The sequence below is a fragment of the Streptomyces sp. BBFR2 genome (assembly GCF_044497305.1).
In the GTDB taxonomy this organism is placed as follows: domain Bacteria; phylum Actinomycetota; class Actinomycetes; order Streptomycetales; family Streptomycetaceae; genus Streptomyces.
Window position 1 is genome coordinate 2,402,725 of the sequence record NZ_CP172415.1, and the last position, 15,861, is coordinate 2,418,585.

A 15,861-nucleotide genomic window follows, 5' to 3' on the forward strand; every position below is an offset into this window, starting at 1 on the left:
GCGCGCACGCCCCGGCGCGCCCCCGACCCACCCCGGAAAGCCCCCGGAAAAACCCCGGAGAATCCCGCCCCCGCTCCCCCGAGCCCGCGCCGCGCCGACCGCTCTCAGCCGACCAGGTGTTGCGGTCCGAACGGGTCCGGCAGCAGTTCGGCGAGCGGGCGGATGCCGGAGACGGTGTCGATCAGCAGCTCCGGGCCGCCGTGCTCGTACAGCAACTGCCTGCAGCGTCCGCACGGGATCAGCACCTCGCCCGCCGCGTCCGCGCAGGTGAAGGCCGTCAGACGGCCGCCGCCGGTGGCGAACAGCGCCGAGATCAGACCGCATTCGGCGCACAGCCCGAGGCCGTACGAGGCGTTCTCGACGTTGCAGCCGATGACCGTACGGCCGTCGTCGACGAGCGCCGCGGCCCCTACGGGATACCCGGAGTACGGGGCGTAGGCCCGGGACATCGCGTCCCGGGCCCGCGCGCGCAGAGCGGTCCAGTCGACCGGCTCCTGTGAGGTCATGCGCCCTGTCCTCGACGGTAGGGCCGGCCCCCCGCCTTCGGCGGCCGCAGCCGCTGCGAGAAGAGCGCGAGCACCAGCAGAGTGGCGATGTACGGGCTGGCCTCGACCAGCTCCAGCGGCACCGTATCGGCGACGGCGTACCAGACCACCAGCGCCACGGCGATGACCGCGGCGACGGCCGCCTGCGCCCGCTTGGCGGCGCGCAGCCGCAGCAGGGCGAGGACGGCGAGCAGCGCGGCCAGCCCCAGCAGCAGGGCGTGGACGGTGGGGCCGCCGCTGCGCAACTGCATCGCGTCCATGAAGCCGAAGAGTCCGGCGCCCATCGCGACGCCGCCCGGCCGCCAGTTGCCGAAGATCATGGTGGCGAGGCCGATGTAGCCGCGGCCGCCGGTCTGGCCGTCCTGGTAGAAGTGCACGCCGATGGAGAGGAACGCGCCGCCGAGCCCGGCGAGCGCGCCGGAGACCAGCACCGCCGCGTACTTGTACGCGTAGACGTTGACGCCGAGCGACTCCGCCGACAGCGGCGCCTCACCGCACGAGCGCAGCCGCAGGCCGAACGACGAGCGCCACAGCAGGTAGAAGGTGGCGACGAAGAGGCCGAGGGTGCCGAGGGTGAGCCAGGAGACGTTGGTGACGGCCGCGCCGAGGATGCCGGCGAGGTCGGAGACGAAGAACCAGTGGTGCGCCTCGATGGAGTTCAGCCAGTCGGACAGGCCGGGGACGGTGAACGTCGGCATGTCCGGCATCGGCGGCGACTGCTTGTCGTTGCCGCCCGCCGCCTGCGCCGCGCTGCCCTCCTGGCCGAACCAGAGGGTGGCGAGGTACTGCGTGGCGCCGAGCGCCAGGATGTTGATCGCGACACCGGAGACGATGTGGTCGACGCCGAAGGTGACGGTGGCGATGGCGTGAACCAGTCCGCCGAGCGCGCCGCCGACGATGCCCGCGGCGGCCGCCGCCCACGGTCCGTGCTGCCAGCCGATCCAGCCGGCGGCGAACGAGCCGAGCATCATCATGCCTTCGAGGCCGATGTTGACCACACCGGCCCGCTCCGACCACAGGCCGCCCAGACCGGCCAGGCCGATCGGTACGGCGGCGGAGAGCGCGGCACCGAACTGGCCGGTGGAGGTGAGGTCCGCGGTGCCGGTCAGCGCCCGCAGGCCGGAGACGGCGAGCAGCGCGACGGCGATGATCAGCAGGATCCAGGGGTAGGTCAGCTTGCGCCGCCCGCCCTTCGCGGGGGCCGCGGCGGACCGCGCCGCGGGCTTGAGGTCCGCGCTCACGCCGACACCTCCGGCTTCTCGTTGTTGTCGGCACCGGCCGCCTTGGCGGCTGCGGCCAGTTCCTCGCCGACCTTGCGCTGCTGGAGCCGCAGGCCGTAGCGGCGCACCAGTTCGTACGCGATGACGACGCAGAGGACGATGACGCCCTGGATGACGCCGACGATCTCCTGGGCGTAGCCCTCGAACTCCAGGCGGGAGCCGGTGCGGTCGAGGAACGCCCACAGCAGGGCGCCGAAGGCCATGCCGACCGGGTGGTTACGGCCGAGCAGGGCGATGGCGATGCCGGTGAAGCCGATGCCCGCCGGGAAGTCGGTGCCGTACTGGAAGGACTCGCCGAGCAGGGTGGGCATGCCGACCAGACCGGCGGCGGCGCCGGAGAGCAGCATCGAGATGACGACCATCCGCTTGACGCTGACGCCACTGGCCTCGGCGGCCGGTTCGGAGGCGCCGACGGCCCGCAGGTCGAAACCGAAGCGGGTGCGGGAGAGCAGGAACCAGTAGAGGGCTCCGGCGATCACCGCGATCACCACGAAGCCGTAGACCGGCTTGGGGTGGGTCGGGAAGGAGAAGAAGTGGCTGGATTCCGGCAGGAACTTGGTGTGCAGGAGGTTGCCGTCCTTGATCGCGAGACGGCCGTCCTGGAGGAAGTAGCCGATGACCGACGCCGCGATGGAGTTCAGCATGATCGTGGTGATCACCTCGCTGACCCCTCGGGTGGTCCTCAGCACTCCGGCGATCCCCGACCAGACCGCGCCGACCAGCATCGCGATGACGATGAGCAGCACGATCTGGAGCGCGCCGGGCAGCACCAGCGATCCACCGACCGCCGCGGCGGCGAACGCCGCGAGACGGTACTGGCCGTCGACGCCGATGTTGAAGAGGTTCATCCGGAAGCCGATGGCGACCGCGAGCGCGGACAGGTAGTACGGGACCGCCTTGTTGACGATCCAGACCTGACTGTCGCTGTAGTGGCCGTAATCGGCCATGATCCCGTACGCGCGGAACGGGTTCTCGCCGGACGCCAGGAAGACCAGTGAGCTGATCACTATCGCGGCGACGACGGCGAGCAGCGGGGCGGCGAGGGCGAGGACCACCTTGTCGCGGGTGGCGCTCCCCGCGGCGCCCCGCGCGGCCGGCTTGGCGGCGGTCATGCCTGGTCACCGCCCGTCTGCTCGGTTCCGGCGGACCGGGGACGGCCGGTGTCGGCGTCCCCGTCCGCGGTGAGGTGGCCGCTGGCGGCACCGGTCATGGCGGAGCCCAACTCCTCCGGGGTGATCACTGCGGGATCCGCGTCCGCGACCAGCCGGCCCCGGTACATCACCCGCAGGGTGTCGGACAGGCCGATCAGTTCGTCCAGATCGGCGGAGATCAGCAGGACGGCCAGGCCCTCACGGCGGGCCTCGCGGATCTGCTCCCAGATCTGCGCCTGCGCGCCGACGTCGACCCCTCGGGTGGGGTGCGCGGCGATCAGCAGCTTGGGGTGGTGGCTCATCTCGCGGCCGACGATCAGCTTCTGCTGATTGCCGCCGGAGAGCGAGGCGGCGGTGACCTCGATGCCGGGGGTGCGCACGTCGTACTCCTCGACGATCCGCGCGGTGTCCTTACGGGCACCGGCCGGGTCGAGGAGTCTGCCCTTGCTGTTGGGGCGTTCGGTGACGTGGCCGAGGATGCGGTTCTCCCACAGCGGCGCTTCGAGCAGCAGCCCGTGGCGGTGGCGGTCCTCGGGGACGTAGCCGATGCCGCCCTCGCGGCGGCGGCGGGTGGAGGTGCCCGACAGGTCGGTGCCGTCGAGGGTGACGGTGCCGCGGTCGGGCGTGCGGGTTCCCATGATCGCCTCGACCAGTTCCGCCTGGCCGTTGCCCTCGACGCCCGCGACGCCGAGGACCTCGCCCTTGTGGATGGTGAAGCCGATGCCGTCCAGGACGGTGCGGACCACGCCGTCGGAGTCGGTGGCCGACAGGTGCACCCCGTCGACCTGGAGCATCGGTACGTCGGTGACGGTCGACTCGCGGGTCTCGGGCGAGGGCAGTTCGCTGCCGACCATCAACTCGGCGAGCTGCTTGGGCGTGGTGTCGGCGGGCGCGACGGAGGCGACGGTGGTGCCGCGGCGGATGACGGTGATGTCGTCGGCGACCGACAGCACCTCGCCCAGCTTGTGCGAGATGAACAGGACGGTCAGGCCCTCGGACTTCAGCTCCCGCAGGTTGGCGAAGAGCGCGTCGACCTCCTGCGGGACGAGGACCGCGGTCGGCTCGTCGAGGATGAGGGTGCGGGCGCCGCGGTAGAGGACCTTAAGGATCTCCACGCGCTGCCGGTCGGCGACGCCGAGGTCCTCGACGAGCACGTCGGGCCGGATACCGAGGCCGTACGCGTCGGAGATCTCCATGATCCGGGCGCGGGCGCGCCCGCCGATGCCGTGCAGTTTCTCGGCGCCCAGGACGGTGTTCTCCAGGACGGTGAGGTTGTCGGCGAGCATGAAGTGCTGGTGGACCATGCCGATGCCGTGGGCGATGGCGTCGGCCGGGGTGTTCAGCGCCGTTACGGTGCCGTCCAGCGCGATGGTGCCCTCGTCCGGCTTCTGCATGCCGTAGAGGATCTTCATCAGGGTGGATTTGCCGGCGCCGTTCTCGCCGCAGAGGGCGTGGACGGTGCCGCGGCGGACGGTGAGGTGGATGTCGTGGTTGGCGACGACGCCCGGGAACCGTTTGGTGATTCCGCGGAGTTCTACGGCAGGGGCGTCCGGCCGGGCCGGGGCGCTGCTCGTGGCTGCTGCGTTGATGACGCACTCCCCTCGGGGATGAAGGAGCGGAAGGGGCGGGTGTGACGCGCGAGGGTCACGAAGGGGCACGGCGGGCGGCCCCGGGGCCCCGACCGGGCCGCCGGGTCGTGCCGTCCCGGGCTACGGCGTCTCCTTGACCTTCACCTTGCCCTCGACGATCTGCTTCCGGGCCGCGTCGATCTGCGGCTGGATGTCCTTGATGAAGCCGCCGGACGTGGCGAGCTTGACGCCGTTCTTCTTGAGGTCGTAGGCGTGGACGCCGGTCAGCGGCTTACCGTCCTCGACGCTCTTGATCAGGTCGTACACGGCGACGTCGACGTTCTTCACGACGGACGTGAGGATGCAGTCCCGGTACTTCGCCAGGCCCGCCTGCTGGTACTGGTCGGAGTCGACACCGATCGCCCAGGCGCCCTTGCGCTTGCTGATCGCCTCGATGGATCCGGCGCCGGACTGGCCGGCCGCGGAGTAGATCACGTCGATACCGCTGTCGAGCATGCCGGACGCCTTGGCCTTCGCCGCCGCCGGGTCGTTGAAGCCCTTGTCGTTGTTCGGGTAGAGGTACTGCGAGACGACCTGGGCCTTCGGGTCGGTGGCGCGCACCCCCTGCTCGAATCCGGCCTGGAACTTCTGGATCAGCGCGTTGTTCACCCCGCCGATGAAGCCGACCTTGTGGCTCTTGCTCTTCAGCGCCGCGGCGACGCCCGCCAGATACGAACCCTCGTGCTCGGCGAAGACCATCGCGTCGACGTTCTTGCCCGTCGGCACCGCGTCGACCACGCCGAACGTGGTGTCCGGGAAGTCCTTCGCGACGTTCTGCACCGACTGGCTGTAGGCGAAGCCGACGCCGATGACGGGGTTGTACCCGGCCTCCGCGAACGACGTCAGCCGCTGCTCGCGGTCGGCCTCGGTCTCGCCGTTCTTCGCCGTGAGCATCTTGACGTTGACGCCGAGATCCTTCCGGGCGTTCTCCGTACCCCGCGCGGCCGCCTCGTTGAACGAGTGGTCGTCGCGGCCACCGATGTCGAAGGCGAGTCCGACGCCCGCGTGCTTGGCGCGGTTCGCCTCGGCGAAGCTCTGCCCGCACGCGGTGGCCGTGAGCGCGAGAACCGCGGTGGCACTGGCCGCGGCGGCAATCCTGGTGACCCGACGCACGGGGCCTTCCCTTCGCTCCCGGAGCCCCCTGTGGCTCCGGCTTAGCGGGAGATTAACGCGCGTAGACATGGCGCAAAACCCTCTACGGCGCTGCCGTTATCGATTCGTCGTGCAAGGGGGGTGGGGGACGGGGCGGGAGCGTGGAGGGGGTCGGCCGAAACTCTGTCGGCAACTGGTGCCGCCTGCGGCACCGGGCCGCCCGGACGCGGCACCGGCGGGCCCGGGGGCGCGGCCCGCTCGTGGCGGCGCCCCCGGGGGTCCCGGGGGCGCCGAGGTGTCCTCGCGGGGACACGCGGGTGAGCGCGCGTTCGTAGGGGCAGCGGTTCGGTGCCGTCAGAGGTGCTTGCCGAAGAAGGCGGTCAGCTTGGCGACGGCCGGGGTCACGGCCTCGTCCCGGTCGTAGAGGTCCACGTGCGTGGCGCCGTCGACGACGAACAGTTCGGCGGTGTCACCGGCCTTCTCCACCGCGCCGCTGCTGAAGGGCAGGGTCTCGGCCCGGGAGCCGGCGATCATCAGGAGCGGGCGCGGAGCGATCTTGTGGATCTCCGCGTAGGAGTCGTACTGGTCCAGCAGGCCGGCGCTGCGCAGCGCGTACGCGCCGGTGGAGCGGGAGTGCCGGGCCCGGGGCGTCTTGTAGTAGTCGTGGAACTCGCGTACGGACGCCGGGGTGGCATCGTCGACCGTGTCGGGCAGCACGGGGACCATCCGGACCGGGCCGCCGAGCGCCTCCTGGGTGCGGGCCCGTCCGGATTCCTCGACGAGCTTCCGGAAGCCTTCGGGGTCGGCGCTCCGGAAGAAGGCCGGCACATCGGCGGCGCTGACGGTGGCCACGGCCTTCATACGGTGGTCGGTCTGGGCGGCGTACGGCACATAGCCTCCGGAGCCGCAGATGCCGAGGACGCCGATGCGCTCGGGGTCGGCATCGGCGCGGGTGGTCAGGTAGGTGACGGCGTTGCGGAAGTCCTCGGCTCGCTGGAACGGGTCCTCCAGACCGCGCGGCTCGCCCTCGCTGGCGCCCTGGTGGGCGGCGTCGAAGGTGAGCACCAGATAGCCCGCCGCGGCGAGCCGGGGCGCGTACGAAGCGGGGGCCTGTTCCTTCACCCCGGTCGTCGGGTGGCCGATCACGAGCGCGGGAAGGCGGTCGCCCTCGGCGCGGTCGGCGGGGGCGTAGAGGTGGCCGGCCAGGTTCATACCGCTGCTGGGGAAGGTGACATCTGTCTTCGTGTCCTTCGCCGTGTTCTTCGCCATATCCTTGATCCTTCACCTTTTCTTTCGCGGGGAAATTCCTGTGGGGGGGAATTTTTGTGGGGGGAATTCCTGTGGGGAGGGTGCCGGGTAGCCGGACAGTGGATTCGTGATTCTCCGGCGCGCAATCCTTCGGCACGCGGTCCGGTATCGGTGAACCCGATTACGGATCTCATCGGCCGCCTCATTCACCGTCGCACCCCGCCCGCCCTCCCACAATGGGACGGTTCCGGCCGGACAACACGGTCCAGGGACAGAGTTGGCCCCCTCTCCGCGGGCGCTCGCGCTGGCACACTTGTCGGCATGGGCAGCGATGCGAACGAGTTGGGGGAATTCCTGAAGGCCCGCCGGGCCGAGGTTTCCCCCCGGGCCGCGGGGCTCCCGGAGACCCGGGCGGGCCGGCGCGTCAAGGGGCTGCGCCGTGAGGAGGTGGCCCTGCTCGCCTCGATCAGCACCGACTACTACACCCGGCTCGAACAGGGCCGCAGGCAGGCGTCCGCCCCGGTCCTGGCCGCGCTCGCCCGGGTGCTCGACCTGGACGAGGAGGAGCGGGCCTACCTCTTCGAACTGGCCGGGAAGGCCACCGCGAAACCGCGCGGGCAGGCCGCGCAGCAGGCCCACCCCCAACTGCGGCGGCTGCTCGACGAACTGCCGGTCAGCCCGGCCCTCGTCCTCGGCCGCCGTATGGACGTACTCGCCTGGAATCCGATGGCCGCCGCACTGCTCACCGATTTCGCGGCGCTTCCGCAGAAGCAGCGGAATTACGCGTGGCTGGTTTTCTCGGACCCGGCCATGAGGGAAATCCACGTGGATTGGGAGGGCACCGCGCGTGCGTGCGTGGCGATGCTCCGTATGGAGGCGGGGCGTAATCCGGATGATCCGCGTATGGCGGCACTCGTCGGCGAACTGTCGATAAAGGACGCGGACTTCCGCCGCTGGTGGGGCGAGCACCACGTCGCCGCGCGGACCCGGGGCAGCAAAGTCCTGCGCCACCCCGTCACCGGCGACCTCACGCTCGACTGGGACGCTCTCGCCTGCGCCCACGACCCGGATCAGCAGTTGGTCGTCTGGACCGCCGAACCCGGCACCCCGTCCCACGACGGCCTGCGCATCCTGGCCTCCTGGGCGACGACGGGAGCCGCGGGCTCCGCCCCCGCGCCGTCCGGCGGTCGGTCCCGCGCGGACGCGGAACACGGGCATCGCGGGGATCGCGAGGATCGCGAGGATCGCGAGGGTCAGCGCGGCGGACACGACGGGAACCGACGCTGAGGGGCGTGCGCCCCGCCGCCCCCACCCGGTCGGCCGCGCAGGGCCCATTAGCGGCCTGTTAGCGGAACGGCAGGGCGCTCTCCCAGAGTGGTGGTCGTCCGGGAAACGGGACACCCAAGACACTGCATCGGGAGCACATGATGATCACCGCCACCGCCCACCGCTTTCGCGGTCGCGCCGCCCGCCGTATCGCCCTCGCCGTGGCCGCCGCGGCGGCGCTGGGGACGGGGCTCACCGCCTGCGGCCAGAGCGACACGGGCGTGGGCAAGGTGAACTCCTCGTCGGCCATGGAGGAAGCGGACCGGTCGCAGTCCGCGGGCGGCTCCGACGGACAGGGGCAGGGCGGCGGCGAGGGATCCGCGCGGAGCACGGGGTCCGGTGCGCACTCCACGACCGGGGGCAGCGGGTCCACCGGGGGCAGCGGATCCACCGGAAGCGGCGGGTCCACCGGGGGCGGCACCGCGCCGGGGCAGGCGCGGACGATCGTCGGCAAGCTGTCCTACCTCGCACCCGGCAAGCTGATCGTCAAGCCCGACAGCGGCGGCATGGACCAGGCGTTCCTCGTCGCCAACGCCACGAAGGTGCTCGGCGCGGCCGCGATCTGCGGTGACCCGGAGGGCAACGTCGCCATCGACAAGGAGGGCTTCGGCACCTACAAGTGCGACGTGGAGCAGTTGGAGACGGCCGCCAAGACCAACAGCGTGACCGTCCGCGTCACCCTGGACGCCAAGCTCGGCGCCGCCGAGGTCGTCGCGGAGAAGTACCACCCGTAGAACCGGTGACCGTCGTCGGCCGGGGCGGATACCTCGCCGGCGACGGGACCGGCGACGCGCCCGGCCGCCGCTGACAGCGGCTCCGCCGGGCCCGGGTGCGGTTTCCCGGCGCCCGCCCGCCCAGCGCCTCGCCCCGTCGATCGTCCGGTCGGCGGGGCGAAGCGCCGCGGCTGCGGCTGCGGGCTCAGAGCAGCGGTGCCGCGCCGGACAGCAGGGCCGCGGCGGTGAAGAGTTCGACGCCGGTGCGGATGGCGGACTCGTCGACGTCGAAGTCGCCGCGGTGCAGGTCGTGGCGGTCGTTGCTGCCGGGGGCGCGGACGCCGAGGCGGGCCATGGCGCCGGGGACCTGCTCCAGGTACCAGGAGAAGTCCTCGCCGCCCAGGGACTGTTCGGTGGACTCGACGGACGCGGGGCCGCAGCGGGCGGTCATCGCGTCGTGCAGAAGCTGCGCGGAGGTGGCTTCGTTGACGACGGGCGGGACGCCGCGGACGTAGGTGATCTGCGACTTCGCGCCGTGCAGGGTGGCGATCTCGTCGATGGCGGCGTGGACGAGGTCGGGGGCGCGCCGCCAGGCGTCGAGGTCGAGGCAGCGGACCGTGCCGGAGAGTTCGGCGTGCTGCGGGATGACGTTGCAGGCGTGCCCGGCGTCGAGGCGGCCCCAGGTGACGGCGAGACCGGAGCGGGCGTCGACGCGGCGGGCGACGAGCGCGGGGACGTCGACGGCCACCCGGGCGGCGGCGGTGACCAGGTCGGTGGTCAGGTGCGGGCGGGCGGTGTGGCCGCCGGGACCGTCGAGGGTGACCTCCAGACGGTCGCAGGCGGAGGTGATCGGTCCGGTGCGCAGGCCGATGCGTCCGGCGTCGACGCGCGGATCGCAGTGGACGGCGAGGATGCGGCCGACGCCGTCCAGGGCGCCGGACTCGATGGCGTCGGGGGCGCCGCCGGGCAGCACCTCCTCGGCGGGCTGGAAGAGCAGCCGGACCGGGTGCGGCAGCAGACCCCGGCGGGCGAGGTCGGCGAGGACCAGTCCGGCGCCGAGGACGACGGTGGTGTGGACGTCGTGACCGCAGGCGTGCGCGCGGTCGGGGACGGTGGAGCGGTACGCGACCGTCTTGGTGTCCGGGATGGGCAGCGCGTCGATGTCGGCGCGCAGGGCCAGCAGCGGGCGGGCGCCGTCGCCCGTCCCGGTGGCGCCGTCCGCCCCGGTGGCGGCGGCCGTCCCGGTGGCGGCGCGGGCGGGGTCGGCCGGGTCGGTACCGATGTCGCAGATGAGGCCGGTGCCGACGGACAGCACCCGGGGCCGCAGCCCGGCCGCCTCCAGCCGGCCGCGGATCGCCTCGGTGGTGCGGAACTCCTGATTACCCAGCTCGGGGTGCATGTGCAGGTCGCGGCGGAAGGCGATGAGTTCGGTGTGCAACGCCTCGGAGAGGGCTCCGGGGAGCAGGTCCTGCGGGTCGGCGGGGTCAGGGGCGGCGGCAGGGTACATCAGTTGGTTCACGCCGGGAAGGTTACGGTCCCGGCGGGGGCAACTGTCCCTGGATCAACAAAAGTTCAGCCCGTCAGGGGAAGATTTCCGATCCGAACGCCGCATGGATGACCCGGTGGTGGGGTACTTCCTCTGGTTTTCGCATCGCCCCGGGCCGGGCCGCGTCGCCGCCCGGGGCCGTCCGCTCATCCCCGCTCCGGCCGCTCCGGGGTCAGCCGGTCGACGCCCCGGGCGGTGCCGGTGACGTCGTCGAGGAAGCCCTGGGCGCGGGGCGAGGCGCGGCTGGTCAGCCAGGCGGGGTCGACGTCGCAGACCGCGACGCGGACGCCGGTGCCGACGAGGGCGAGCGGCAGGGTGTGCACGACCGTCGAGGGGAAGCTGACGATCAGCCGGCCGATCGGTCCGCGGCGGGCGATCAGCTCCAGGGGCAGGTCGGGGCGGACCACCTCCAGACCGGTCTCGGTGGCGAGGCGGTGGAGCTTGTCGGTGTGCTCGCGGCGGTGGGCGAAGTAGCGGGTGGCGCCGTGCGTACGGGCGAGACGGGCGACGGCCTCCAGATAGCGGTCGGTGTCGACGACGCCGGTCTCGACGAGGGAGGTGCCGACGATGTCGGCGGCGCGGGTCAGCCGCGGCGGGCCGAAGCGGCGGCGGGTCCAGGCGAAGGCGTTGGTGGCGACGCGGACGCCGGGCGGCGCCTCGACCGGCATGGAGCTGAAGACGCCGACGGTGCGGTGGCCGCCGTCCGGCGCCGGGGTGAGGCGGCGGCGCGCGGCCCGCGCGAACGGCGCGAAGATCAGATCGCGCGCCCCCCGGCCGCTGCCGTGCCGGTGCCAGCGCACCAGCCGCTCCCCGCGCGCCAGTTGGGCGATGAACTCCATCGTCGCGGTGCCGTCGTCGACGACGACCAGGTCACGGGCGCGCGCGAGGGTGAGCAGCAGTTGGACGTAGCGGGAGAAGGGGTCGCCGATGACGATGCGCTCGGCGCGGCGCAGCAGAGGGGCGAGCCCGCCGATGGTCCGGACGGGGGCGGTGGCGCCGTCCCGGGCGTCCTCCCAGCGGACGGTGTGCCCCTCCTCGCGGGCGAGTTCGGCCATCCGGCGCAACTGACCGCGGGTCATCGGGTCGTGCGGGGAGAGCACGACGACGGTGAGGGGGACGGAGCCGGGCGCCCGGGTGCCCACCGGGGTGCCGGGGGCGTGCCCCGGGGAGGTGGCGGCCCCGGGCCCGCAGATGTGCCCCGGGGCGACCGGGGGCGCGACGCCGGGCGGCGGGCCGGCCGGGGCGCCGGTGGCCGCCGGGCCGGAAGCCGCGGGCCCGGAAGCCGCCGGGCCGGAAGCCGCGCCGGGGGCCGGGGTGGCCGGTGTCCCGGCGCCGTCCGGGCCGCCCGCACCCCCTTCTTGGTACGCCCACTCCAGCACGTTGAGGAGCTGGACCGGGCTTTCGACGAAGGCGAGGGTGGCCGGGGGCAGGGCGGTGGCGCCGGTGGCGGCGCGGTCGCGGGGGCGGGGCACCCCCGGGAGCCGGCGGGGGGTGCCCGCCGCCTCCCGGGGCGGGGCCGCCGCGCCGGGCGCGGGCGGCTCGGCGCGGGGGCCTTCGGATGCGCTCACGGTGGTGTCCCGCCGTTTCCCGGGGCCGGTCAGACCGCGGCCGGGGTCTGGGCGGCCTCCGCCTCGGCGACGACGCCGGCGTGGCGGCGGAGCTTCTTCATCGGGCCCAGCTCGCTCTCGTAGACCTTCTTGACGCCGTCGCCGAGGGACTCCTCGATGGTGCGGATGTCGCGGACGAGGCGGGACAGGCCCTGCGGCTCGACGGAGGCGGCCTGGTCGGAGCCCCACATGGCGCGGTCGAGGGTGATGTGGCGCTCGACGAAGGTGGCGCCGAGGGCGACGGCGGCGAGGGTGGTCTGCAGGCCGGTCTCGTGGCCGGAGTAGCCGATCGGGACGTTCGGGTACTCGTCCTGGAGGGTGTTGATCATCCGGAGGTTCAGCTCCTCCGCCTTCGCCGGGTACGTGGAGGTGGCGTGGCAGAGCAGGATGTTGTCGCTGCCCAGGACCTCGACGGCGTGCCGGATCTGCTTCGGGGTGGACATGCCCGTCGACAGGATGACGGTGCGGCCGGTGGCGCGCATGGCGCGCAGCAGCTCGTCGTCGGTGAGGGAGGCGGAGGCCACCTTGTAGCAGGGGACGTCGAACTTCTCCAGGAAGGCGACGGACTCGACGTCCCAGGGGGAGGCGAACCACGCGATGTTCCGCTTCTTGCAGTACTCGTCGATCGCGCGGTAGCCCTCCTCGTCGAACTCGACGCGGTGGCGGTAGTCGATGTACGTCATCCGGCCCCAGGGGGTGTCGCGCTCGATGTCCCACTGGTCGCGCGGGGTGCAGATCTCCGGGGTCCGCTTCTGGAACTTCACGGCGTCACAGCCGGCGTCGGCGGCGGCGTCGATCAGCGCGAACGCGTTCTCCAGGTCGCCGTTGTGGTTGATGCCGATCTCGCCGGTGACGTAGACGGGGCGGCCGGGGCCGGCCTCGCGGTTGCCGAGGTTGCGGATACGGGAGTTGCCGCTCATGGGGAGGTCCTTCGTGTGTGGGTGGGTACCGGGCGTGGTGCCCGGGGGCGTGCGGTTCGGGATGTTCAGAGGGACGGGCCCAGGAGCCAGGAGGCGATCTCGCGGACGGCGCCGCTGCCTCCGGGTGTGGCGGTGACGGCGCGGGCCGCGCCGCGCACCACGTCGTGCGCCCCGGCGACGGCGACGGGCCAGCCGACGACATCGAAGCAGGGCAGGTCGTTGACGTCGTTGCCGACGTAGAGCACCCGCTCGGGCGCGACGCCGGACTCCTCGCACCACTGCTTGAGGGCGAGGTCCTTGCGGTCGATGCCGTGCAGGACGGGGATGCGGAGCTTGCGGGCGCGGGCGGCGACCACCGGGTTGCGCTCCGAGGAGAGGATCAGCAGCTTCAGGCCCGCCTTGCGGAGCGCGGCGATGCCGAGGCCGTCACCGCGGTGGACGGAGACGAACTCCCGCCCCTCCGCGTCGATCAGCACCCGGTCGTCGGTCTGGGTGCCGTCGAAGTCCATGACGACCGCGTCGATGTCGTCCGCGCCGGGCAGCGCGCCGGGCAGCGCCCCGTCGAGGAGCGGCGCGAGGGCGCGGGCGCGCGCCAGGTCGTGCGGGTCGTCGATCTCCAGGACGCGCGCCGGGTCGGTGCGGACCGGTTCGGTGCGGCCGAAGAAGCGGTGGCCGACGGCGCGGAAGCCGGTGGCGTCCATGGCGTAGGCGGCGCCGGTCTCCAGCAGGTCCTGGGGGCGGTCCTGGCGGCGGGGGCGGAAGGACTTGTCGTGGTTGACGCCGTAGCCGCCGGACGGGGCGACGGCGGTGACGGTGGCGCGCCGGCCGGCCGGGGCGGCGCCGGCAGCCGCCTCCAGGGCGCCGTCCTCCAGGGCACCGGCGGCCTCCGCCATGGTGTCGGCGTCACGCCAGACGAAGCCGTGGAAGGGGGCGACGGTCAGCGCGGTGTCGGCGCCGCCCTCGACGACGGCGGAGGCGACCTTGTCGACGTCCTCGGCGGTGAGGAACGGGCTGGTGCACTGGACCAGCAGCACCGCGTCGACCCGGGTGCCGTGCTCGGCCTCGTACGCGTCCATGGCGTGCAGCACGGCGGCCTCGCTGGTGGCGGTGTCGCCGGCGATGTCGCCGGGGCGGCGGACGACGACGGCGCCGGCGCCGCGGGCGGCCGCCGCGATGGCGTCGTCGTCGGTGGAGACCACGACGTCGGTGATCAGGCGGGCGCCGCGGCAGGCGCGGACCGCGCGGGCGACCAGCGGGACGCCGCCGACGGCCGCGAGGTTCTTGGCGGGCACGCCCTTGGAACCGCCGCGCGCGGGGATGACGGCCACCACGACGGGCGGGGAGGCGGGCGGGCGGTGCGGCATGGCGGGCTCCTTCCGGGGGCCGCGCGGGCTCCCCTGGCGGACGGGCGGAACGGTCACAACTGCCCCCAGCGGCGGATGGCGGGCGCGACGCGCTGGACGCCGTGGCGGTAGGCGCCGCGGGCGGCCTCGCGGACCGCGTCGCGGGCGACCTTGCGCAGCCCGCCGGGCGCCTCGCGGCCCTCCGGCGCGTATCCGGCGACGGGCACGCCACGGGCGTCCAGGCCGTGCCGGGCGAGGATGCCGGGGAGGTAGCCGGGGGCGGTGCGCGGTGTGTAGTACGGGGCGAGCGGCGGCAGCGGCCCGGCGGCGTGCAGGGCCGCGACCTTCTCGCGGACCGCGTCGAAGGCCCGCCCGTAGCCGCCGTCGGCGCAGACGCCCTGGCGGGCGAGCCAGCGGGCGTCGGGCTCGGGCCGGTGCCCGGCGTCGAGCTCGTCCCAGGAGGCGAGGCAGCCGGAGCCGAGGAAGTGGTGGTTGCCGAGGACCTCGCGGATGCCGAGGTCGGTGAGGACGGCGGTGGGCACGCCGCGGTGCAGCGACTCCAGCGCGGCGGTCGAGGAGACCGTGACCATCAGGTCGGTGCGGTCCAGGACCTCGCCCATGTTCCCGTACACCAGGCGGCAATTGGCGGGCAGTCCGCCGGGGACCTTCGCCGCCAGCTTCTGGTAGGGCAGCTCCTCGATGTGCGTGGTGTGCTCGCCCGGCTTGCTGCGGAGCTTGATCAGCACCTCGCGGTCGGGGTGCTTGCGGGCGTGCTCGACGGCGCGGCGCAGCAGGTACGCCCGGTCGGCGCGGTTGTCCGGTACGGACGGCTGGGCGGCGAACACCACGGTGTACGGGGAGTGTTCACCGGTGTAGGGGTCGCCGCCGAGGAACGGCAGGGCGCATTCGGTGACGGCCGAGTCGTCGGCGCCGACGCCGCGGTAGACGTCGCGGAAGCGGTCCGCGTCGTGCCGGGAGTTGGCGAGGACGACGTCCGCGCCGTGGCGCAGCAGCAGCCCGTCGGCGAGCTTCTCGTAGACCACGCCGACGTAGCCGGTGACGACGGCGGGGCGGCGTTCGGTGCCCTCCCAGGCGCGGGCCAGTCCGTGCAGCATCGCCTGGACACCGCCGCCGACCAGCGCGAGGACGAGGGTGTCGTACGGCTCGGCGGAGCCGGCGTCACCGCGCATCAGGTCGAGGAAGTCGGTGCCGCGGATCTCGCGCAGCGTCTCGGCGCGGGCGCCGACCTCGTGGAGCTGGCGGACCGTGGGGGTGGCTCGGCCGCGCAGGAGGTAGCCGTCGAGCCGGGCCTCCGGGTGGATTCGGTACGCTGTCGAAGCGCCCCATTTCCACCGGGTGTCCGAATCGGCGAGTACCGCGACCCGCGGCGTAGAAGGGGTACGTGAGGGCACGTCGATGACGCTAGGAATCCATTTCGTTCGGCGGACCAACCACCGCGCAA

General features: G+C 73.1%; 13 protein-coding genes. 2 read left to right on the forward strand and 11 right to left on the reverse strand.

Features of this window, described 5'->3' with window-relative positions; translation table 11 throughout:
* Nucleotides 1-104: 104 nt before the first annotated feature.
* The 6 genes from ACGH2B_RS09040 to ACGH2B_RS09065 form a co-directional block, all read right to left on the reverse strand.
* Nucleotides 105-506, reverse strand: a complete 402-nt coding sequence (locus ACGH2B_RS09040; protein ID WP_399086784.1) for a cytidine deaminase — start codon at nucleotides 504-506, stop codon at nucleotides 105-107.
* Nucleotides 503-1,786 carry an ABC transporter permease gene (locus tag ACGH2B_RS09045; RefSeq protein ID WP_399086787.1) on the reverse strand — a complete coding sequence of 428 codons (1,284 nt, stop codon included), beginning with the start codon at nucleotides 1,784-1,786 and terminating at the stop codon, nucleotides 503-505. Before ACGH2B_RS09045 ends, ACGH2B_RS09040 begins: the two co-directional genes overlap by 4 nt.
* Entirely contained in the window at nucleotides 1,783-2,937 is a 1,155-nt protein-coding gene (locus ACGH2B_RS09050) for an ABC transporter permease (RefSeq protein ID WP_399086789.1), read from the reverse strand. The genes ACGH2B_RS09045 and ACGH2B_RS09050 overlap by 4 nt, the downstream gene beginning before the upstream one ends.
* Entirely contained in the window at nucleotides 2,934-4,565 is a 1,632-nt protein-coding gene (locus ACGH2B_RS09055) for an ABC transporter ATP-binding protein (RefSeq protein ID WP_399096849.1), read from the reverse strand. Before ACGH2B_RS09055 ends, ACGH2B_RS09050 begins: the two co-directional genes overlap by 4 nt.
* A gap of 120 nt (nucleotides 4,566-4,685) precedes the next feature.
* Entirely contained in the window at nucleotides 4,686-5,717 is a 1,032-nt protein-coding gene (locus tag ACGH2B_RS09060; protein ID WP_399086791.1) for a BMP family protein, read from the reverse strand.
* Nucleotides 5,718-6,050: 333 nt separating this feature from the next.
* Complete coding sequence (locus ACGH2B_RS09065; protein ID WP_399086794.1) at nucleotides 6,051-6,965, reverse strand: alpha/beta hydrolase; 915 nt, start codon at nucleotides 6,963-6,965, stop codon at nucleotides 6,051-6,053.
* A gap of 300 nt (nucleotides 6,966-7,265) precedes the next feature.
* On the opposite strand from ACGH2B_RS09065, the gene ACGH2B_RS09070 reads away from it, so the two are divergent.
* Both ACGH2B_RS09070 and ACGH2B_RS09075 read left to right on the forward strand, forming a co-directional pair.
* Nucleotides 7,266-8,231, forward strand: a complete 966-nt coding sequence (locus tag ACGH2B_RS09070; protein ID WP_399086797.1) for a helix-turn-helix domain-containing protein — start codon at nucleotides 7,266-7,268, stop codon at nucleotides 8,229-8,231.
* A 137-nt stretch (nucleotides 8,232-8,368) separates the two neighbouring features.
* Nucleotides 8,369-9,004 (forward strand): hypothetical protein, encoded by a 636-nt coding sequence (locus tag ACGH2B_RS09075; RefSeq protein ID WP_399086800.1) that lies wholly within the window; start codon nucleotides 8,369-8,371, stop codon nucleotides 9,002-9,004.
* A 184-nt stretch (nucleotides 9,005-9,188) separates the two neighbouring features.
* Here the strand turns inward: ACGH2B_RS09075 and ACGH2B_RS09080 are convergent, their stop codons facing one another.
* From ACGH2B_RS09080 to ACGH2B_RS09100, 5 genes are all read right to left on the reverse strand, one after another.
* A complete protein-coding gene (locus ACGH2B_RS09080) occupies nucleotides 9,189-10,490 on the reverse strand; it encodes an amidohydrolase (RefSeq protein WP_399096852.1) in 1,302 nt (433 codons plus the stop codon).
* 185 nt (nucleotides 10,491-10,675) lie between these two features.
* Complete coding sequence (locus ACGH2B_RS09085; RefSeq protein WP_399096855.1) at nucleotides 10,676-12,001, reverse strand: hypothetical protein; 1,326 nt, start codon at nucleotides 11,999-12,001, stop codon at nucleotides 10,676-10,678.
* A gap of 125 nt (nucleotides 12,002-12,126) precedes the next feature.
* A complete protein-coding gene (locus ACGH2B_RS09090) occupies nucleotides 12,127-13,056 on the reverse strand; it encodes an N-acetylneuraminate synthase family protein (protein WP_399086803.1) in 930 nt (309 codons plus the stop codon).
* Nucleotides 13,057-13,121: 65 nt separating this feature from the next.
* The gene (locus ACGH2B_RS09095; protein WP_399086806.1) at nucleotides 13,122-14,420 is read right to left on the reverse strand and encodes a cytidylyltransferase domain-containing protein; all 1,299 of its coding nucleotides are present in this window, start codon (nucleotides 14,418-14,420) and stop codon (nucleotides 13,122-13,124) included.
* Between the two features lie 53 nt (nucleotides 14,421-14,473).
* The gene (locus ACGH2B_RS09100) at nucleotides 14,474-15,811 is read right to left on the reverse strand and encodes a DUF6716 putative glycosyltransferase (protein ID WP_399086809.1); all 1,338 of its coding nucleotides are present in this window, start codon (nucleotides 15,809-15,811) and stop codon (nucleotides 14,474-14,476) included.
* Between the last annotated feature and the right edge of the window lie 50 nt (nucleotides 15,812-15,861).